Source organism: Glaciibacter superstes DSM 21135, assembly GCF_000421145.1.
Classification (GTDB): Bacteria; Actinomycetota; Actinomycetes; order Actinomycetales; family Microbacteriaceae; genus Cryobacterium; species Cryobacterium superstes.
In genome coordinates, this window is sequence record NZ_ATWH01000010.1 from 51,873 (window position 1) to 72,185 (window position 20,313).

The following is a 20,313-nucleotide window of genomic DNA, read 5'->3' on the forward strand; positions in this document are numbered from 1 at the left end:
AGTTCGCGGACGGCCAGGTTGAGGCTGCCGTAATCAGTGACACCGAATCCCGCTCACTCGCGATCGAAGTCATTGTGTATAGTGTGTGTATGGCCAGGTTGAACGTGCACGTGCCCGACGAACTGGCCAAGCGCGCCAGGCAAAATGGGCTGAATGTCTCAGCGTTGACGCAGCGCGCGATCACCGCGGAACTAGAGCGCCACGCCGTTGACGCGTGGCTGGATGCGCTGCCAGTGACCGGTCAGGGAACTTCCCATGAGAACGCCCTGCAGGCGCTCGACGCAGCGCGGGATGAGTTCGGAGAAGATGACCGCGGGGCCACACAGCCGAGCGGCGCTCATGCCTGATGTCGTCATCGTTGACGCTTCGGTGCTCGTAGACCTCCTTGCTGACACCAGCTACGCAGCGGCCGCCGCCGCCCGCCTCAGAGGTATGGAGCTTCATGCACCAGCCCATTGCGAGGCCGAAGTGCTCTCTGCCCTCGGCCGGTTGAATCTAGCCGGAGCCCTTTCCGATGACGCGGTCGACGTTGCGCTGAAGCGGCTGTCGACCCTTCCGCTGAAACGCCACCTGCTGCACGACCTACTTGCCGGTGCCTGGGAGCATCGCGCCAGCATCCGTCTGGTCGACGCGTTGTACGTGAGCCTCGCGATTCGGCTGGACGCACCCCTGGTCACGACGGACCATCGCCTTGCTCGTGCGTGGCCGGGAGCTGAGGCCATCGGCCCTGTCGGCGGCACGGCTTACAATTGATAGCGATATGACGACCCTCTTCGACTCGGACGACAACACGCAGGCACGGTCCTCCGGGGCACCCATCGTCGTGCGCGAAAAAGGCCGTGAGGTCCGGGATGACAACCAGCGTGATATCGGCCAACGCGATGACCAGCACGGCGGTGACCAGCGCGGGAGCGAAGACCCCCGCGACTTTCTACGCGACGGACTGAACCCCCAGCAGTTGGAGGCGGTCGACTACCGCGGCGAGGCGCTGCTCATCGTCGCCGGCGCCGGCTCAGGCAAGACCAGCGTCCTCACCCGCCGCATCGCCGGCCTCCTTGAGAGTCGTGAGGCCTGGCCGAGCCAGATCCTCGCAATCACCTTCACCAACAAGGCCGCGGCCGAGATGCGCGAACGCGTCGTCTCCCTCGTCGGTGAAGCAGCCAGGGGCATGTGGATCTCCACCTTCCACTCCGCCTGCGTCCGCATCCTCCGTAACGAAGCTGAGAAGGCCGGACTCACCAGCACGTTCAGCATCTACGACTCGTCCGACACCCGCATCACCCTCAAACGCATCATCAAGGCACTCGACGCCGACACCCTCGGCTTCACGCCAGCCAGCGCATCGGCCAAGATCTCCAAGCTCAAGAACGAGCTGGCGGATGTCGACTCTTACGCTCGCAACGCCAATATGAACGACCCGCAAGAGGTCATGTTCGTCGAGATCTTCCGGCAATACTCACAGCGGCTCCGAGCCGCCAGCGCCCTCGACTTCGACGATCTCATCGGCGAGACCGTCTACCTCTTCCGCGCGTTCCCGCGGGTGGCCGCGCTTTATCGGCGCCGGTTCCGGCACATCCTGGTCGACGAATACCAGGACACCAACCACGCCCAGTACTCGCTCGTGCGCGAACTGACCAGACCGGTTGAATCAGAACTGGTCGACGAACTCGAAGCGCAGGGCCTTCACGTTCGCAACCTGCAGAACGATGCCGGCGTCATCCCCGGTGCCTCACTCACCGTCGTCGGCGATTCCGACCAGTCGATCTACGCGTTCCGCGGCGCAGACATCCGCAACATCAGCGAATTCGAGCGCGACTTCCCCGGAGCGAAGGTCGTGCTTCTCGAGCAGAACTACCGGTCGACGCAGAACATCCTGTCTGCAGCGAACGCCGTCATCGGCAACAACTTCGATCGTAAAGACAAGAAACTGTGGACGGCGGGCGGCGACGGTGAGAAGATCGTCGGCTTCACCGGATACTCCGGCCATGATGAGGCCCAGTTCGTCGCAGACGAGATCGAAGTGCTGCACCAAGCCGGAACCGCTTACCGCGATATCGCCGTCTTTTACCGCACCAACGCCCAGACCAGGGCGCTGGAAGAGATCCTCGTGCGGGCAGCCGTCCCCTACCGCGTCGTCGGCGGCACCAAGTTCTACGAACGCGCCGAGATCAAGGATGCCCTCGCCTACCTCATCGCCGTCGCCAACCCGCAAGACGAGCTGGCCCTCCGCCGCATCCTGAACACACCCAAGCGAGGAATCGGCCCTGCCACGGAAACCCAACTGGGCAGCTTTGCCGAAGCAAACGGCATCAGCTACCGGCAGGCCATGCGGGATGCGGCATCGCTCGGACTCGGACCGAAGGTGACCGGTGCCATCCTGCAACTGGCCGGTGTCCTCGACGAGGCGGCTCAGAAGCTCGACCCGGAGAACCCAGCCGGAGTCTCCAACGTCTCCGACATCCTGGTGTTCCTGCTCGAGAGGAGCGCCCTGCTGTCGACCCTCCGTAACAGTCGCGACCCGCAAGACGAAGCACGCGCGGAGAACATCGAAGAGCTCGTTGCGCAGACCAAAGACTTCAACCGCGAGAACCCGGATGGCGGGCTCGTCGACTTCCTCACCCAGGTCTCACTGGTCGCCGCCGCAGACGACCTTGATGACGCATCGGGAACCGTCTCGCTGATGACGCTCCACACCGCGAAGGGACTCGAGTATGAGGCTGTGTTCCTCACCGGGGTCGAGGAGGGGCTGTTGCCGCACCAGATGTCGGCCCACGAGCCCGGCGGTCCGGCAGAGGAGCGGCGGCTGTTCTACGTCGGCATCACCCGGGCCCGCCAGCGCCTCTACCTCTCCCTCGCCATGACCCGCGCCCAGTTCGGCGATGTCAATGTGGCGATGCCGAGCCGATACCTGCAAGAGATCCCGGCCGAGCTGATCGACTGGAAGCAGTCCCCAGGCATGGCCAACTCCCGCGGCGGCACCCAGCCGCGTGCCCTCAATGCCAGGCGCGACGGCTACGGCGGTGGATTCAACCGCGGCGGCGGAACGCAGGGCGGCCTCCCGCCGGCGCCGAAGCCGAAGACCGAGTGGGCGAACCGGGTCACCGCGCAGGTGCGCGACAACGGCGACCTCACGCTGGAAGCCGGCGACCGCATCCGTCACCTTGATTTCGGTGAAGGCCGGGTGAACCAGGTCACCGGCGAAGGCACCAAGCGGATTGCCCACGTGCAGTTCGACACAGCGGGCGCAAAGAAACTCCTGATCAAGATCGCGCCCATCGAGAAGGTCTGACCGTGGCCGGGCGGCAGGATGACGGCGTCGAGAACCTGGGCAAACCGGAGACCCTGCGCGAGCGGCTGACGTCGCTGGTGGCCCTCGACTTCGAGGTCGCGACCAGGGCAGCAGTTGCCGTCGGCGCGCCACTGATCGTGTTGCTCGCGATCGGCAGGGTCGACTGGGTCGCCTACGCGACCTTCGGAGCGATGACCGCGCTCTACGGCCGGAGCGAGCCGTATCGGGTGCGGCTGCGCACCGTGTCGGTCGGGGGCCTCGGGATGCTGGTGGCGATCGCACTGGGCATCGTCATGTCGGTGACCGGCGCGAGCCTCCTGGTGGTGACCGCCGGGCTGATCGCCGTGATCGTGGCTGGGATCCTGCTCGCCTCGATCGTCGGACTCTTTCCGAGCACGCCGATCTTCTTCGTGTTCGCCTACCTGGTGTGCTCGCAATCGCCGACGCCGGCAGATGAGGCGTGGCTCCGCCTGCTGGTGGGTGTGATCGCCGCCATGTTCGCCTGGGTGCTCACCATGTCTGGGTGGCTGCTTCGACGGGTGGCAGGGACAAAGCGCGCGGAGTTGTTCAAGAAACTGCCGCGGCGCTCGAGTGTGCGCCGAGCGGCGTGGCGAGACAGCAGGGTCTGGCTGGCCATCGCGCAGAACATCGTCGGTGTTCTCATCGCCGGAGGGCTGGCCATGCTGGTCGGTATCGGGCATCCGTACTGGGCTGTCGTGAGCGTGGTCGCGGTTATCCCTCCGCCCGGCGCTGCGCACTCGACGTCGCGTGCCGTGCATCGAATCATTGGCACCGCTCTCGGTGTCATTGTGACGGCGATGATCTTGCTGCCAGGGCCACCGCTCGGTGTGCTGATCGCCGTGATCATCGTCGGTCAGTTCGGTGCGGAGATTCTGGTCGGCCGCCACTATGGCGCAGCATTATTGTTCATCACGCCGCTGGCGCTCACGGTCTCTCATCTTGCTACGCCGGTGCCGGTCTCCGATCTGCTTGTCGACCGGGCGGTCGAAACGGCGCTCGGTGGAGGTATCGCCATAGTTCTCGTTCTGTTTGCCCGCCTTGTTGCGCATCGACTGCGTGCTGACCACCAGTCTGCGAGCTGAATCGACTGCCTCCGGTGTGGTTCAGCGCGCGGGGCCGCTCGGTAGTGAGTCCGCGTGCGACCGGCGTCGCCGAATCGCCCTCGCGACGACGAGCGCCAAACCGATGAGCAGCGCTGCGAGCCCGATCCACAGGACGCCCGACAGCGCGAAGCCCGTGAGCGGCAGCGACCCGGCGAAGAAGTTCGTCACGAGCACGGTCGAGGGAACGCCAGCGAGGATCACGTTCGCCGCGCTCCGGTCGACGGTCGTGGCCTCGAAGCCGGTCGCCTCGACCGCGACCCGCAGCGGATCGTGCGCCGCAACCTCGCTCGTGGTGCAGTCGGCGCGATGCAGCACCTCGAGCGCGATCGACTCGCCACCGCGGAGCTCGTACTCCTCGTCGGCGAAGTCGTTCAGCGGGATGTCCACCGGTCCGGCGTCGGTCGGGAACGTGCAGTGCGTCTCGAAGCCGAATTGGAGGCCTGCGATGTCACTGCCGCGAGCATCCTTCTGCACCGACAGTTCACCGAGGTTGTAGATCGCCTCGAGCACAAGCACGAACTCTCCGCCGAGCGCGACGGTGATTGGTGCCGGAGCGATGAGCTGACTCGCGAGCCCGTACGGCTCCTGGGCGCCGCAGGTCGCGCCGACCGGCACGGCGACGGTCGCGGTGAAGAATCCCGCAGCGTCGAGGTCGACCTTTCCGTTGTCCGGAAGCTCGATCCGTTCGCCGTCAGAGGGCCAGCGGCAGTCGAGGTCGGGGACGTATGTGACATCCATACCGTAGGTGTCTGCACCGGCGCCGCTCACGACCTGCTCGACGCTCACCACATCGACGTCGAACGTGTTGGTGAACGACATGGCAGCGGGAGCCTGGGTGAGCGTTGCCGACTGCTCGAGGCTCGGGCTGACCGAGGTTGCGTGTTCGTCGTGCGTCTCGGAGATCGTGCACACGGTGTTCACGGGGACCACGAGACCCTGGGCGGCGTTCGGCGCGAGCTCGAAGGCGATCGGCGTCGTCGCACTGGGGGTCAGCGGGAGAGAGTTGAACTGGCAGTCGGCGTCGTAGAGGAAGGCGGCGTCCGCGTGGGAGGCCTCATCGTTGCCGCCGATGAGCGCGGTCACGGTGAGCGTCGCCACATCGAACACATTGGTGATCGCGAGCGTCGCGCCATCGGACTCGACGGTCGTCGCAGGCGGATTCGTGCCCCACTCGGTCGCGCCGCCCGTGACGGTCTCCACGGCGGCACACTGAGCGCCGACCGGCAGGGACGCGAGCTGCGCCGACGCGGAGTCGGGCAGCAGGGTGCCGTCGGGCGCGAAGTGCAGCGTCACCTTGCCGCCAGGGCCATGCAGCGGGTCGTCGTCGAGCTTGCAGGTCACCAGGGCCTCGAGAGGCACATTCGCGAAGGATGCCCCGGCGCCCGTATTGGAGACCGTGACGTCGAGCGCCGCGAGCGCGAACGCGATGTCGATCTCGACCACCGACGGACCGAGCAGCGCGTCGTTGATCGTGACTCGCAGCGTCGCGGCATCCACCACCGTGGTCGGGTCAGCGTGCACCGCTGTCATGGTTGGCACGCCGCCCGCGTCGTCGCCGATGCGCACGTCACACTGAGCGCCGACCGGCATCGCCTCGGAGGCAGCGATGCCACCGGCATGTCCAGGGCTGAACGTCCAGGCGCCATCCGGGGCGGGGTCGAACGCGATGCCGTCGAACTCGCACGCCTCGACGTGGATGATCGCGCCGTCGGAGTACTGCGCGCCCGGGCCGCTGTTGGTGACGTCGAGGTAGAGCGGAGCCGCCTCGAAGGTGTTGGTGACGGTGGCACTCGCGAAGCCGGTCTCGGGGATGACGACGGCAGCCGGTCCGACGACCGGGGTTGGATCCGCGCTCGTCACCGAGGTCACGGTCGTCGCGCCACCATCGGCAGTCTCGGTGACGGTGCACGTCGAACCGACGTCGGGCGTGTAGCTGCGCCATCCACCCTCGGGTCCGGTGCTGAACTCGTCGGCCGTACTATCGGTGCACGAGACTTGCACTGTGTACCCGCTGTTGGCCCAGTGCGAGCCCTCGCCCGCGCGGCCGACCTGCACGTGGAATGCGCCGGGCTGGAACGTGTTGGTCACCGTCGCGCTGGAGTTGCTTGAATCGACGCGGATCGTGCGCGAGGGCGTGTAGGTGACGACCCGCGCGTCTCCCTGGTCCGTCTCAGTGACGGTGCAGTCGGACCCAAACGGGATGCCCGACAGCGCCGCCGATGCACCCACAGCGATCGAGAAGTCGGACGGGGAGAAGCTCACGGGCTGTCCTCCGAGCGTGCACGTCACGGACCCCTGGTACACCGTTGCGGGCGGGGGAGTGCCGTCGCCGTCGGCTGCTTTGGCGATGGTGAGCGAACCGGTGACGAAGTGGTTGATGACCGCGAGGGATGACCCGGTCGCCGCGATGAGTGTCTCGCCCGGCAGCGGCTCTGGCGCTCCGCCGTCGGCGGAGTACTCGACCGACGTTGCGCCGCCCGTCACGGTCTCACGGATCGCGCACGCGGCGCCGACCGGCAAGCCGCCGATCGTGTCGGTCCAGCCCGCGCCCCAGGTGTCCGCACCCGGCACCGTGAACCGGCCGCTGTCCGGCACGGCGAGTGGGTGCCCGGCGACCCGGCACTCGACCTGCGCCTGCAGGTCGCCGAGCGTAATGGCCGTGCCGGGAACTGGGTCGCCGGATTCGTCGACGATCGCCGACGTGAGGCCGAGTTCCAGGTCGCCGGCGGCGAAGACGTTGTCCATCGTCACGGACTTCGAGGAGTCACCGAGGGTGAAAGCCTGCTCGGGAGCCGGTGTGGACGCGCCGCCGGTGCCGGTCTCGGTGACGGTGCAGTGCGCACCCTGCTGCACGTCGCTGAAGGTGTGCGCCTGGTCGGCCTTGAGCGAGAGTGTGTCCTCGAGCACCGTCTGTCCACCGAGGGCGCACTGCACCGCGATGTCGAACGGTGCTGCCGCGTAGCCCGCTGCCGGGCCGGACGCCGTCGCCGTGATTGTGAGTTCGGTCGCGCGCTCGACGATCGGGATGAGCAGCACGAAGCCACTGCCGAAGATCCCGCTCGGCGCCTTCGTGCCGCTCTTCACGCGCGAACTCGCGAGGTACGTTCCGCCCGCGCCGCCGCCGCCGCCCGCGGCCTCGTCATCGTGGTGGCCTCCAGCCCCGCCGGCCGGGTAGCCTGCGCCGCCGCCGCCGCCGCCACCGGTCGCGAGCGAGTCGGAAGGCGGCTCGACCCCGTGGCCGCCGTTGATGCTCAGGTGACCGTTCTCGTGGTGGCAGTTCGAGCATCCGCCGTCTCCACCGCCGGACACGCCGTCGCCGCCCTCCTGACCGTGCGCGGGGGTGGCGCTGTGCGACGAACCGCCGCCAGAACCGCCTGCACCGCCGCATTGACCGCCCGGGTAGGTGTCGCAGTCGCCTTCGTCGCCGCCAGTCCCGCCGCCGCCGCCCGCTACGACGAGCATCTGGCCGTCCGTGGTGGCCAAGGCGCTCGCCCCGCCGCCGCGTGCGCCGTCGTTGCTGTCCGCTGGAGCATGCCCACCTGCGCCGGGAGTGCCGAAGCCCGCGCCGTCGTGGTTGTACCCGGAGCAGCCGACCCAGTAGTCGAGCTGTGTGAGTCCGTGCACGTCGACCAGGCCGGTCGCGAAGGCCCCCATGCCCTCAGGGGCTACGTTGTGACCGTGCTCACCCGAGCCGCCCTGGAGTACGAAGGCGTACCCTGTGACATCCGATGGGATGTCGATTGTGATGGGATCGTGGGTGTCGGTGCACTCGAACCGCTGCAGCGTCTGGTTCGGGTAGATCGTGACCGAGCCATTGCCGAACGGCGCGAGACCGTAGCCGACCGCCTCGTGCACCTCGTCGTCGAGATAGGACGATCCGCCGCCTCCTCCGCCGCCTGAGCCTGCCAACTGCTTGTAGGCGATCTCGCCGTTCTCGCCCCCGCTGCCGCCGTTGGGGAACCCGCCACCGCCACCGCCACCGCCGGAGCCGAGATCCCCGCTGTAATCCCAGCCAGCACCGCCGGAGTAACTGTTCTCGCCGCCGCCCTTGCCGCCGGGGCCCCACACCGAGCTGGAGCCGCTGAGGCCCCGCGTGCCGTTCTGGGCAGGATTGCCCCCAGAACCTCCGTCGCCGCCGTCATTTAAGCCCGACCCGCTCTCGCCGCCGCCCCCGCCACCACCACCGGCGACCATGAGCACCTCGTCGGGCACCTGCGCCGTGTACGAGATCGCAGACGAGCCGCCTGCCGTGGCGCCATCTGAGGTCGACTGGCCTCCGCGACCGCCGGGGAACCAGCCCTTGGATGGACCTTTGAGCCCCTTCCCCTCCTGGCCAAGCCAGACCGTGAGCGCTCGATCCACCGGCAGGCGCAGGTCGATGACGCCGATCACCGAGCCGCCGAGACCCCCAGCGCCCTGGCCGTCGGTGTCGCCACCACCCGACGCTCCGTTGAGCACGATGGTGACGAAGTCAACGCTGTCCGGGATGGTGACTTGGGTCTCGCCGGGATGGTCGTCGTAGTCGAAGGAGCACGGCTCGCCGATCGCGAGCATTCCGCAGTCCATGGACTCGCCGGCGGCGGCGGCCGCTGGCTCCGGCGTGAGCACCGGGATGATGCTCGAGCCGAGCGTGAACGATGCGGCGAGCGCGAAGACCGCCGAACCTCGCAACAGACCCGTTCTCGTGGTGGAGCCCTGGTGCATCCTTGCGGTCATTATTTCATCCCTCGTTGCGCACGACGATCTCTCGCTGATCAATGTAGCGGGTTCCATGTACGCTGTATATGGAAACGGCGACATTTATCGACGCGGTGGGAAACGGGTGGCTGGGAAGCTCATGGCCATAGATCGATCGCACAAGGGTCTGTCGCGCGACGCCGTCGTACGCGCCGCACTGGATCTCGTCGAGGACCAGGGAATTGAGTCGCTCACCATCCGCGGTGTGGCGAGCCGCCTCGGATCGTCGCCGATGTCTGTGTACAACCACGCCGTCGATCGCGATGACCTGCTCGTGGGGATGCTCGAAGCTGCGACCGCCGACATCCCGTTCCACATCGACGAACCGGATGCCCTTGCGCGTCTTACCGCGCGCTATGTCGCGACGCACGACCATCTCGCAGCGCGCGCGTGGGTTCTGCAGGTGCTCATCCGGGGTGACCTCCTCGCGATCAACGCGTTCGCCGTCGCCGACGCGTGCATCGGGGACCTGCTCGAGCTCGGCCTCCCGCCTGCCGATGCCATCTACGCGCACGGGATCGCGTGGCATCTCATGCTCGGCGAGCTGCTCGACCGGCATCCAGCGCCACCGAAATCAACGCCGACGCAGCGAGAACTCGTGCTGCGGAGCATGGACGTCACGATCTACCCGCATTACGCGCACGTGCTCGGCGTGCTCGACCCGTCGGACGCACCGCCACCGTGCCAGTTCGAGAGAACGATCGCTGTCACGCTACCTGGCGTGGTGGAGCGACTGGCGAAACCGCGACCCGAGTAGACCGGACCCGTGCGCGCGGCGGCTCGATCAGTCCGCGACTTCCCAGCAGGATCCTCGCGGCCGTAGACGTCGGGCACGCGGCCCGGCGACCCGGTCGAACCGGAACGTCACGCAGTTGAGGAAGAGTCGTCGGTTCCGTCATCCCCGTCTGGCGTGTAAGTGGCACCTTCATGAATGTCGAGCGGATGCTGCAACTCATCGCTCGGCATCCGGAACAGGAAGATGGCTGTGACGGCCAGAACCGGCGGAACCAGGCCGGCGATCAGGAAGGTCGGCGCCAGTCCGACCGCTTCGCCGACGGGTCCTGCAAGTGCCATCGATACCGGCATGAGCGCCAGCGAGACAAAGAAGTCGAGACTCGATACTCGGCCGAGCATGGCCGGGGGTACCCGTCGCTGTAGGAGCGTGCCCCAGATCACCGCACCAGCCGAAAACGTGAACCCGACCAGGAATAGCACCACGACCATGAGCCACAATTGAGAGGTGAGTCCGATGATCGCGATGGGGATGCATCCGGCTCCCCAGAGCAGGTTCATGACGGTGAGATAACGACGAGGGAGTCGCAACGACGCAACCAGAATGGACCCGGCAGCGCCGCCGATGCCGAACGCCGCAAGTGCGAGCGCAAATCCGCCTGGCCCACCGTGCGCCTGGTCTTTCACCGCAAAGGGGAGCAGCACTTCGATCGGTCCCATCAGCACCAGGGTCAGCAGGCAGAAGTAGGCCAGTGTTCCGAACAGCCAGGGTGTTCGCACCATATAAACGAAGCCGTCCTTGACGTCGACGAGCACCGACATGAACGGATGCTGCGCTGGGGCATCCGCTGCCGGTGGGTCACGTCTGAGCGGTGTTTGCCGAAGTATTACCAGTCCGGCTGCTGCCAGCAGTTGGGCGGCGATGATGAACACGAACGCGAGGCCGGGGGAGAAGGCTGCGATGATCGCACTGGCTACCGCAGGACCCGCTGCCTGCATGATGATGGGACGCAGCATCCCCTCGACGCCGTTGGCGGCGAGCAGGAGTTCTGGCGGAAGGATCGACGGCAACATCGCCGAGTACGCGGGGTAGAAGAACCCCTCCGCGATGCCCAACACGAACGAGATCACCGCCAGGTGCCAGATCTCCAGGCTGCCAGTGAGGGCCAGGAATGCCGCGACGGATATCGAGGCGACCTTGGTGCACTCGACAGCGATGAGAATGCGCCGTTGTGGAATGCGGTCGGCTGCAACACCACCGAACAAGACTGCCGCGACCATACCGATGGCGGACCCGGTCGCAACTGTCGACAGCTCGATGGGGCCTCCGCCGAGCTCGATCACCTGCCAGACGACGGCCACGAGCCACATGCCGGCGCCGAAGAGGGAGAGCGTGAGAGCGCTGACGAGGATGCGGTACTCGCCGTCGCGGAACGGCTGCGCGGCGCGTGGCAATCTCAGCCCGCGCCGACGAAGGGGCGGTGGGGTCTCGGAATTCGTTGGCTGCGGTGCGGCCTGCTCCTCTGCTGGCACAGAATAAACACTGTCACGATCTACCGACAACGAACAGGGCCGAAGGCTCCTGCCCGTACGCTGACTATCGTGAACCGACCCCGCTCCGCGATCGACCGCACAAGCCGGGTGCCAGGGCTGCAACCCGTCCAGGCGCGACTGATGCCGCTGGTTGCCGCCATACTCGGCGGAGTGGCGGCCGGCGCGTTCGCCCGACTGCTTGACTCGGCTCTGCCTGCCCCGTGGAACACCCTCGCCAACCCGAGTGCGTTGTGGGGGCTGCTGCCGTTCGCGGCGGTGACGGCGCTTCGACTACGGGGCTGGCCGGCAGCATCCGTCGGCGCCGCAGCCCTCGTCTCGATGGTCACAGCCTGGATCGTTCTTGCTCCGTCTCCGGCCTCAGGGCGAGAGGTCGTGTTATGGGGTGTCGTCGGCGTCTTCGCCGGAGCCCTCTGTGGTCTGGCCGGCGACTTGGTCCGCCGTAGCGCACCCTGGTTCCATCGCGTCGGCCTGGCGTTCATGGGTGGAGTCGTGCTCGGCGAGGCGCTCTATGGCATCCTCCTGATCGGCGGCCCCCAATGGTTGGTTGAAGGCGCGATCGGACTTGCGCTCCCGCTCGCTCTTGGCCGCCGGGCGAACGACCGGATTGCCGGAGGTGCCGGAGCGGTGTTGGTCGCCGCCGCGCTCTTCGCCGTCTACTTCGCATACGACGCGATCGCGGCGGCCTGACGCTCGCTAACCCCGTGAACGGATGCGGCGGGCCAGGAGGGCGATACCGCGCCAGCCGAGCAGGAAGACGGCCAGGGTGAGCGTGGCGACGATGACGAACGCCAGCTGCGTGCCCTGGCCGGTCGCCACCCGCAGAAGCATGCCGACAAGGACGGTCGATACCCAGATGCCGATGCCGGTCCAGACGATCCGCCGCGGTGAACGCCAGGCACGCATGACGACCCACCCGACGAAGAGGCCGACCAGGAACGGCCACCAGGTTTCGAGCGCTCCGAGAAGACCTTCGTCGTGGGTGGCACGGCCGATCAACACGAAGACGAGCACCAACACCACATCGATGACCGCCGCGACGATGACGGTTGCTGCACGCGCTCGTTCTGATGCCATGCAGCAAGCCTATTGGCCTGGGTGACGCCTGCAGCAGTAGCTGTTCTACAGGGCCGCCAGGCCCGCTTCGGCCACAGTCTGGTCCTGCTCGCCTGAGCCACCACTGACCCCTATACCGCCGACCACGACGCCGTCGCGAGAAAGGGGAATACCCCCGGCGAAGATCATCACCTTGCCGCCGTTGCTGGCGTGGATGCCGTAGAACTGTTGGGTCGGCTGCGAGTTATCTCCGAGGTCTTTGGTCTGGATGTCGAAGGCGCGCGACGTCCAGGCCTTGTTGATCGAGATATCGATGCTGCCCATCCAGGCCCCGTCCATGCGTACGTGCGAGATGAGCTGCCCACCCGCGTCGACGACAGCGATGTTCATCGGCTGGCCGATCTCCTCGGCCCGTTTCTCGGCGGCGGCGATGACGGTGCGGGCATTCGCGAGGGTCAGTGCTGACATGGTGTGCTCCTTTGTGCTTGTGCTTGTGCTTGTGTGTGTGTGCTTTCGTGGACTCTTCCAACGTAGGGCGGTGAGGGCGCGGCGTCGACCCTTCGCTCCCACAGTGACTCGATCGGGGCGGCGCGATCGGGGCAGCGGGATCGGGATCTTTGCGCGCGGGGTGTGAGTCAGACCAGCAGCGCGATGGTGAAGGACGCGGCGGCTGCTAGCGACGCCGCCGCGCGGAGGTGATTCCACCTGGTCCAGTTTCGCAGGTACCGTTCCCACACCGCGGCGGAACCCGGCGTGCCGACATCCGTTGCCGCCAGCGCATTGTTGAGCGGCACGTGGTACCCGGCGGTCATACCGATGGCGCCGCCGAGATAGAGAACGGAGCCAGCCACCAGCAGCGCCGCAGTGGCGGTGCCCCAATTCAGAAACGCGTACAGCGTCAAGACGACGGCAAGGATGGCGGGTGCAAAGAGCATTGTCATGAACGCGGGACGCACGGCCGACACATTGATCGACTGCATCGCCGCCATCCCGTGTTCCGCAGGCAGGCGACCGAGGCCGTGCATGATGAACGTGGAGAACGCCAGGAACGCACCCGCCATCACGCCGCTCCCGAGCGCCGCGAGAATCGCAAGCATGACAAACACGATATTCATACCGTCACCATCCACATCGTCACGCTACCCCGCACGGAAGTGGTTTCAGCCATCAGGATTCAGCCGAGCCCGAGCAATCGGTGGTCCGGGTCGAGCGTGGTCAGCAGGCGTGCGCAGATCTCACTCAGTTCTTCGACCTGGCGCGCAGTCAACGGGTCGAAGACAACCGCACGAACCTCCTCAACATGGCCAGGTGCGCTGGCGACGACCTTCGTCCATCCGTCGTCGGTGAGGGTGGCGATGGAGGCCCGCCCATCGGTGGGGGAGGTACTCCTGGCCAGGAAGCCCTGGTCGTCCAGTCTGCCGACGACGTGTGAGAGGCGCGACAGCGAGGAGTTGGTGCGGGAGGCGAGCTCGCTGAGGGCGAGGACCTTCCCCTCGCTTTCTGAGATCATCGCGAGCACGTAGTACTCGAAATGGCTGAGTCCTGCATCGCGCCTGAGCTCCGCCTCAAGGCGTCCGGGAAGCAGCATGGTCACCGCGACCAGCCGAAGCCAGGCCACTCGTTCGTCATCTGTCAGCCAGCGCGTTTTCGTCATGGTTGAATTCTAACAGTTAACTTGACGCTTCAACCAAAACGGGCTATTGTTTAGTTGTCGCTTCAAGTAAGTGCTTGAACGAGGCAGGTTTTATCACTGACCAGCACGGATGCGACGCGCCAGACCCACCTCAACTTCAGGGAGAAAAATGACTGACATCACCATCATCGGAAGCGGCAACATGGCCCGCGGCATCGGCACTCGCGCGGTGGCCGCCGGACGCGCTGTTCAGATTCTCGACCGCGACGAGACCAAGGCGGCTGCCCTTGCTGCCGAGCTCGGCGACCAGGTGGCCTCCGGTGCCATCCAGGCCACGCCGGCCGGTGCCATCGTCGTGCTCGCCCTCCCGTTCGACGCTGCGAAAGAAGTTGTGACCGCCTACGGCGCCGCGCTCGCGGGCAAAACGATCATCGACATCACCAACCCTGTCGACTTCACGACCTTCGACTCGCTCGTCGTCGCCCCCGGCACCTCGGCCGCCGAGGAGATCGCAGCACTCGCAGACCAGGGCGCGAACGTTGTCAAGGCCTTCAACACGACCTTCGCCGGCACCCTGGTCGAGGGATCGGTCGACGGAATCCCGCTCGATGTCTTCATCGCATCCGATTCCGACGAAGCCAAGGCTGCCGTGTCGTCGTTCGTGTCCGCCGCCGGCCTCCGACCGATCGATGTCGGGCCCCTCCGCCGGGCCCGTGAGCTCGAAGGCTTCCAGTTCGTTCTGATGACGCTGCAGGCCGACCCTGCCCACGACAGCTTCAACTGGAACACCGGCCTGAAGGTTCTCGTCTAGCCTTTCTGGAGCAGGGACGGGTCGACGCAGCTGAGTGGCTCGCAGGAACCGCGTCAGTTCTCGCGGTAGAGTTTCATGTGGCCAGTATGTCTTGATGTCGAGCTACTTTCCGACAACGGATGCTGCGCCGACCCACCCCCACCAGGCATGAACGCTGAACGCGGATTGGAAGAACAGCGTGGATCTTTACGAGTACCAGGCCAGAGACCTGTTTGAACAGTATGGAGTCCCGGTTCTGCCGGGCATCATCGCGGACACTCCGGAGGAGGTGCGCGCAGCGGCCGAGAAGCTCGGCGGCGTAGTTGTGGTCAAGGCCCAGGTCAAGGTCGGCGGACGAGGCAAGGCCGGCGGCGTCAAGGTCGCCAAGACCCCGGATGAAGCTGAGGCAGCGGGCCGCGCCATTCTCGGTCTCGACATCAAGGGTCACACCGTCAACCGAGTGATGGTCGCCGGTGGCGCTCGCATCGCGCAGGAGTTCTACTTCTCCGTGCTGCTCGACCGGGCCAACCGCTCCTACCTCTCGCTGACCAGCGTCGAGGGCGGCATGGAGATCGAGATCCTCGCAGTGGAGAAGCCAGAAGCGCTCGCCCGCATCGAGGTCGACCCGCTCAAGGGCATCGACGCCGCGGCAGCCCGCGAAATCGCCATCGCCGCGAAGTTCCCTGCTGAGCTCGTTGACAAGGTCGCCGACGTGTTCGTCAAGCTGTACGAGGTGTACAAGGGAGAGGACGCGACCCTGGTCGAGGTCAACCCGCTCGTGCTGACAGAAGAAGGCGACATCATCGCCCTCGACGGCAAGGTCACGCTCGACGAGAACGCCGCATTCCGCCACCCCAAGCACGCCGCGCTCGAGGATGCTTCTTCTGCTGACCCGCTTGAGGCCAAGGCCAAGGAGAACGACCTCAACTACGTCAAGCTCGACGGCGAGGTCGGAGTCATCGGCAACGGTGCAGGGCTCGTCATGTCGACACTGGATGTCGTCGCATACGCGGGCGAAAGCCACGGCGGCGTCAAGCCGGCCAACTTCCTCGACATCGGTGGCGGAGCATCCGCTGAGGTCATGGCCGCCGGTCTCGACGTCATCCTCGGCGACCCGCAGGTCAAGGCCGTCTTCGTCAACGTCTTCGGCGGAATCACCGCCTGCGACGCCGTCGCGAAGGGTATCGTCGGCGCACTTGCCGAGCTCGGTTCCGCCGCGAACAAGCCACTGGTCGTACGACTCGACGGCAACAAGGTCGAGGAAGGCCGCCGCATCCTCAACGAGGCCAACCACCCGCTGGTCACCCAAGCCGCCACCATGGACGAGGGCGCCGACAAGGCAGCCGAACTCGCCAACGCTGCCCGCTGAATAGTTAAGGACTAGAGAATGTCAATCTTCCTCAACAAGGACTCCAAGGTCATCGTCCAGGGCATCACCGGCGGCGAGGGCACCAAGCACACCGCACTGATGCTGAAGGCCGGCACCCAGATCGTCGGCGGCGTCAACGCCCGTAAGGCCGGCACCACCGTCGGCCACCACGACAAGAACGGTGGCGACGTAGAACTGCCCGTCTTCGGAACGGTTGCAGAGGCCATCGAGAAGACCGGGGCGGATGTCTCCATCGCCTTTGTTCCACCGGCCTTCACCAAAGACGCGGTGATCGAGGCCATCGACGCCGAGATTCCGCTGCTGGTCATCATCACTGAGGGCGTCCCCGTCGGAGACTCCGCAGAGTTCTGGGCCTACGCGCAGGAGAAGGGCAACAAGACTCGCATCATCGGCCCGAACTGCCCTGGCATCATCACCCCCGGTGAGTCACTCGTCGGCATCACGCCTGCGAACATCACCGGCAAGGGACCAGTTGGCTTGGTCTCCAAGAGCGGCACTCTGACCTACCAGATGATGTACGAGCTGCGCGACCTGGGCTTCTCCACTGCAATCGGAATCGGCGGCGATCCCGTTATCGGGACCACCCACATCGACGCTCTCGCCGCGTTCGAGGCCGACCCGGAGACCAAGGCCATCGTCATGATCGGTGAGATCGGTGGAGACGCCGAAGAGCGTGCGGCAGACTTCATCAAGGCCAACGTCACGAAGCCGGTCGTCGGGTACGTCGCGGGCTTCACGGCTCCGGAGGGGAAGACCATGGGCCACGCCGGAGCCATCGTGTCTGGCTCTGCCGGAACCGCGCAGGCAAAGAAGGAAGCCCTTGAGGCCGCCGGCGTCAACGTCGGCAAGACGCCGAGCGAGACCGCCACGCTGCTGCGCGAGGTTCTCGCCGCGCTGTAGGAACGTTTGCATTCAGCTGAGCCCGTTTCCGCGCTGCGGAGACGGGCTCAGTGGTTGGAGATCGACGAGTGAAGTTCTTCGAACGATGGGCGATACTGGGAACATGGAAACCTTCCTCACCCTCGGCCTTGTCGCGTTTGTCTCCGTTGGTCTGCTGCTCGGAATCGCCGCTACCGTAGCGATGATCAAGGCGCCGTATCGCAAGTAGCGGGCCCGCGCGGAGCTGACCGAGATCCTGTCGGTGACGCTCTCGCGACGACCTTGCCACACTGGGTGACGCGCAGTGGGCGCTTTACTTCCGCAGCGCCGGGAACTCGGAGATGCTGTAGCCCACAGGGATTTCGTTGGTTCGTGGCCCTGAGGTCGCAGTCTTGACAACACTGTCACCGTCTGGCGAGAGCCCGCCGGTGGCAGTGAAGCTGTCAATCACCCATGCCACATTGTCGGCTGTGAGGAGCGGGCCCGCTGCAGTTGGAAGTGCAGGTGCGCTTCGCTCGTGTTGCCCGAGTTGCCCAGCCGACCGATTTCCTGGCCCTTCTTGACGGTGTCGCCGACCTTCACCTGAGCAGAACCCTGCTGCATGTGCGCATAGAGGGCATAGACGCCGTTGCCCAGGTCGAGCACGATCGAGTTCCCGGTGACATCGTCGACGGTTTCGACTTCGGTGAGAACCATCGGTGTTACATCGGGCTGGTCGGAAACCACTTTCACTACCGTCGCCTTCGCAACCGCGATCAGCGGCTGATCGAAAGCGAGATAGCTGGCGTTCAGGGCAGGGTCCCCTCGGTACGACTTCATTGATGTCGGGTCGATACGGAGGAAGTCGATCGCGAACCGCTCTGCAGAAGTGACCCGGCCACCCACGGGAATCACCACATCGCTGTGCGCGTTGAGCGCTTCAGATTCCAACCCGTTGTTCGCAAACCAGTTCTCGCCCGCCAGTGGTGGCCCGATCACCACGGGGGTCTCGGTGCTCACAGCGAGGTAACCCCCGATCTGCGCCACCTGGTCTGGGTACTTCGAAGCGAGCCTCGGATCATTCGGTTTCGCGGGCGCGAACGTGGCACTGATGCGATGCGTGAACGTGGCCGGAACGGCCTTCCTGGTCGGGTAGGCGTCGCGGAAGACGACGATCACGGTGCGTCCGGCCGGAATGTCCGTTTCAGCCAACGCCGACGAATTGCCGCCTGTCATCATCGTGTTGGCCGCGATGTGCTCCTGGTCCAGCGTCGCGATGACTGTGCCGCGGTCGTCGCCGGCAATGGTCTCCACCTTGGTCATCGTCGCATCCCGCGGTGCATCGTTGAAGACGCTGAGTTCGTACGCGACATAGTACTTGCCGTCTGAGGCCTTGACCGGAACGACCTCGGGCTCCAGCGCGCTGATGATGAGCGGCGAGAATTCCAGCTTGGTCTGATCCTGATAACCCGGCAGGATCCCAGTGCCGACGGCACCAGACTTATCGGCCTCGATCGGTGTGGCTGTCGATACGGCACCCGCTCCTGTGCACGCGGCCAACAGCAGCATGCATGCGACGCTGAGCGCCACAACCGTCAATCGGGCCGATGTGTGGAATTCCACCATGTCGGTAGCATCCTCTGGGTCGATTCTGGGTCGATTCCGGTCGATCTAGGCATCGACGCGGTAGCCTGCGTCCTTGTCTCCTCGAACTCTACTGCGGTGGTGCCGTGAGTGTGTCGCTCGGCGGCTGTGCTGCCCGACGAGGGCCTGGGCTCGGAATGTCGGTCGATTTCTGCAACGCACGACGGGTGAGAGGGGGATGCCGGGTGCCTGCGGGTAGGCTCAGAGGCCGATGAACCGCATAACGACAGCCCTGCTCGCCGCGCTCGAGGCGCTCATTGTGGTAGCCATCGGCGTGGGTATCGCCCTCGTACCGCTCACCATTCTCTGGGCCACCCACTTCGGCCTGGCCGTTGACTGGCTGGTGTTCTGGCGCGGGGCGGTGGACATCTGGCTGCTCGGCAACGGCGTCGACCTCACCGTGCAGCTCGACCAGCCCGTTGCGCTGGCACTCGGCCTCGCGGGAGCCGACGCGCCATTCGCGCTCACCATCGCACCACTTGGGTTTGCCCTCCTCGCCGTGCTGCTCGGCGTGCGCACCGGTCGCCGCGCCGCCGGAACCGCCGACGGCATCGTCGGCGTGGTCGCCGCCATCCTCACCTACGGCCTGCTCTCCGCCCTCCTGGCGGTATCGGCCGGAACCGGCACGGTAACCCCGTCACTGCTGCAGGCGATCCTTCTGCCCACGCTCGTTTATGCCGCGGGCGTGCTGATCGGCGCCAGCACAGAGAGGTCCGCTTCTGCCCCGCGACACGGCCAGTTGGGCAGAGGTTCGGCCGCAACCGACCCCGCGGTGCCACTCGCCGGCGCGGTTCGCCGGCGATACTTCGAACTGTCTGGCACGGCCCGCGCGGTCATCGCATCAGCGCTACCCGGCGGTGCGGCCGCGGTCGCCGGTATCCTCGCCGTCTCCGGCGTCGCCGTCGCCATCCTCATCCTCGTCAACTACGCGACCATCATCGGCCTCTACGAAACCCTGCAGGCCGGCATCGTCGGCGGCATCACCCTGACCCTGGCTCAGCTTGCGCTCATTCCGAACTTGGTGATCTGGGCGGCCGCCTGGTTCGTCGGCCCCGGTGTGGCCGTCGGCATCGGCACCAGCGTGTCGCCCGTCGGCACCGTGCTCGGCCCTGTTCCCGGTCTGCCGCTGTTCGGCGCGCTTCCGGGCGGCTCGCTGGCATTCGGCTTCCTCGGGCTGATCGTGCCTGTGGTCATCGGCTTCGCCTGCGCGGTCGTCATCAGGCAGCGGATGACCAGCGTCGGCGAGCCCGCACCACCCGTCTCGACTCTGTTGATGACGGGCCTGGCCATGGGCGTTGTCGCCGGTGTGCTGCTTGGGCTGCTCGCCTGGTGGTCTTCCGGAGCGCTGGGGCCGGGGCGCCTGGCGCAGGTCGGCCCTGACCCGCTGCTCGTGGGCGCCATCGCTGCGGCAGAGGTGGGGATCGCGGCCTGCCTCGGGCTGGTGTTCGGCGGCCGTCGCGACGCACGCTGAGGATGAGTCGCGGGCGCCGATAGCACCACGCGCCATCT

At 66.1% G+C, this 20,313-nt stretch carries 17 protein-coding genes; 10 read left to right on the forward strand and 7 right to left on the reverse strand.

The window, feature by feature from the left end; all coding sequences use genetic code 11:
- The first annotated feature begins 89 nt into the window (after positions 1-89).
- Genes K323_RS26275 through K323_RS0114375 form a run of 4 tightly spaced genes read left to right on the forward strand, consistent with a single transcriptional unit; the run spans position 90 to position 4,392 of the window.
- Positions 90-347: a type II toxin-antitoxin system CcdA family antitoxin gene (locus K323_RS26275; protein WP_022885974.1), complete on the forward strand. Its 258-nt coding sequence runs from the start codon at positions 90-92 to the stop codon at positions 345-347.
- The gene (locus K323_RS0114365) at positions 340-753 is read left to right on the forward strand and encodes a type II toxin-antitoxin system VapC family toxin (RefSeq protein ID WP_022885975.1); all 414 of its coding nucleotides are present in this window, start codon (positions 340-342) and stop codon (positions 751-753) included. Before K323_RS26275 ends, K323_RS0114365 begins: the two co-directional genes overlap by 8 nt.
- A 7-nt stretch (positions 754-760) precedes the next feature.
- Positions 761-3,289 (forward strand): ATP-dependent helicase, encoded by a 2,529-nt coding sequence (locus K323_RS26280; protein WP_022885976.1) that lies wholly within the window; start codon positions 761-763, stop codon positions 3,287-3,289.
- A gap of 2 nt (positions 3,290-3,291) precedes the next feature.
- On the forward strand, positions 3,292-4,392 hold the full coding sequence (locus tag K323_RS0114375) for an FUSC family protein (protein ID WP_022885977.1): 1,101 nt from the start codon (positions 3,292-3,294) through the stop codon (positions 4,390-4,392).
- Between the two features lie 21 nt (positions 4,393-4,413).
- On the opposite strand, the gene K323_RS0114380 is transcribed toward K323_RS0114375, so the two are convergent.
- A complete protein-coding gene (locus K323_RS0114380) occupies positions 4,414-9,129 on the reverse strand; it encodes a DUF5979 domain-containing protein (protein WP_169515664.1) in 4,716 nt (1,571 codons plus the stop codon).
- A 121-nt stretch (positions 9,130-9,250) separates the two neighbouring features.
- Here K323_RS0114380 and K323_RS28960 point away from each other — a divergent pair, with 121 nt between their 5' ends.
- On the forward strand, positions 9,251-9,907 hold the full coding sequence (locus tag K323_RS28960; protein WP_169515665.1) for a TetR/AcrR family transcriptional regulator: 657 nt from the start codon (positions 9,251-9,253) through the stop codon (positions 9,905-9,907).
- Positions 9,908-10,014: 107 nt separating this feature from the next.
- On the opposite strand, the gene K323_RS26290 is transcribed toward K323_RS28960, so the two are convergent.
- Complete coding sequence (locus K323_RS26290) at positions 10,015-11,343, reverse strand: MFS transporter (RefSeq protein ID WP_051147383.1); 1,329 nt, start codon at positions 11,341-11,343, stop codon at positions 10,015-10,017.
- A gap of 141 nt (positions 11,344-11,484) precedes the next feature.
- On the opposite strand from K323_RS26290, the gene K323_RS0114395 reads away from it, so the two are divergent.
- The gene (locus tag K323_RS0114395; RefSeq protein WP_022885981.1) at positions 11,485-12,123 is read left to right on the forward strand and encodes a DUF6518 family protein; all 639 of its coding nucleotides are present in this window, start codon (positions 11,485-11,487) and stop codon (positions 12,121-12,123) included.
- Between the two features lie 6 nt (positions 12,124-12,129).
- On the opposite strand, the gene K323_RS0114400 is transcribed toward K323_RS0114395, so the two are convergent.
- The 4 genes from K323_RS0114400 to K323_RS0114415 all read right to left on the reverse strand — a co-directional run bounded on the left by K323_RS0114400 (position 12,130) and on the right by K323_RS0114415 (position 14,143).
- Positions 12,130-12,510 (reverse strand): DUF3054 domain-containing protein, encoded by a 381-nt coding sequence (locus K323_RS0114400; RefSeq protein WP_022885982.1) that lies wholly within the window; start codon positions 12,508-12,510, stop codon positions 12,130-12,132.
- Between the two features lie 45 nt (positions 12,511-12,555).
- The gene (locus tag K323_RS0114405; RefSeq protein WP_022885983.1) at positions 12,556-12,957 is read right to left on the reverse strand and encodes a GlcG/HbpS family heme-binding protein; all 402 of its coding nucleotides are present in this window, start codon (positions 12,955-12,957) and stop codon (positions 12,556-12,558) included.
- A 167-nt stretch (positions 12,958-13,124) separates the two neighbouring features.
- The gene (locus K323_RS0114410; RefSeq protein ID WP_022885984.1) at positions 13,125-13,604 is read right to left on the reverse strand and encodes an anthrone oxygenase family protein; all 480 of its coding nucleotides are present in this window, start codon (positions 13,602-13,604) and stop codon (positions 13,125-13,127) included.
- A gap of 59 nt (positions 13,605-13,663) precedes the next feature.
- Entirely contained in the window at positions 13,664-14,143 is a 480-nt protein-coding gene (locus K323_RS0114415; protein ID WP_022885985.1) for a MarR family winged helix-turn-helix transcriptional regulator, read from the reverse strand.
- A gap of 148 nt (positions 14,144-14,291) precedes the next feature.
- Between K323_RS0114415 and K323_RS0114420 the strand changes: the two genes are divergently transcribed.
- The 3 genes from K323_RS0114420 to sucD all read left to right on the forward strand — a co-directional run bounded on the left by K323_RS0114420 (position 14,292) and on the right by sucD (position 17,202).
- Positions 14,292-14,933, forward strand: a complete 642-nt coding sequence (locus K323_RS0114420; protein ID WP_022885986.1) for an NADPH-dependent F420 reductase — start codon at positions 14,292-14,294, stop codon at positions 14,931-14,933.
- Between the two features lie 178 nt (positions 14,934-15,111).
- A complete protein-coding gene (gene sucC / locus K323_RS0114425) occupies positions 15,112-16,281 on the forward strand; it encodes an ADP-forming succinate--CoA ligase subunit beta (RefSeq protein ID WP_022885987.1) in 1,170 nt (389 codons plus the stop codon).
- Between the two features lie 18 nt (positions 16,282-16,299).
- Positions 16,300-17,202, forward strand: coding sequence for a succinate--CoA ligase subunit alpha (gene sucD / locus K323_RS0114430; protein ID WP_022885988.1), 903 nt, complete (start codon positions 16,300-16,302; stop codon positions 17,200-17,202).
- 426 nt (positions 17,203-17,628) lie between these two features.
- Here sucD and K323_RS0114445 read toward each other — a convergent pair whose 3' ends face one another.
- The gene (locus tag K323_RS0114445; protein WP_026851674.1) at positions 17,629-18,786 is read right to left on the reverse strand and encodes a M23 family metallopeptidase; all 1,158 of its coding nucleotides are present in this window, start codon (positions 18,784-18,786) and stop codon (positions 17,629-17,631) included.
- Positions 18,787-19,015: 229 nt separating this feature from the next.
- Between K323_RS0114445 and K323_RS0114450 the strand changes: the two genes are divergently transcribed.
- On the forward strand, positions 19,016-20,275 hold the full coding sequence (locus tag K323_RS0114450) for a cell division protein PerM (protein ID WP_022885990.1): 1,260 nt from the start codon (positions 19,016-19,018) through the stop codon (positions 20,273-20,275).
- Positions 20,276-20,313 lie beyond the last annotated feature (38 nt).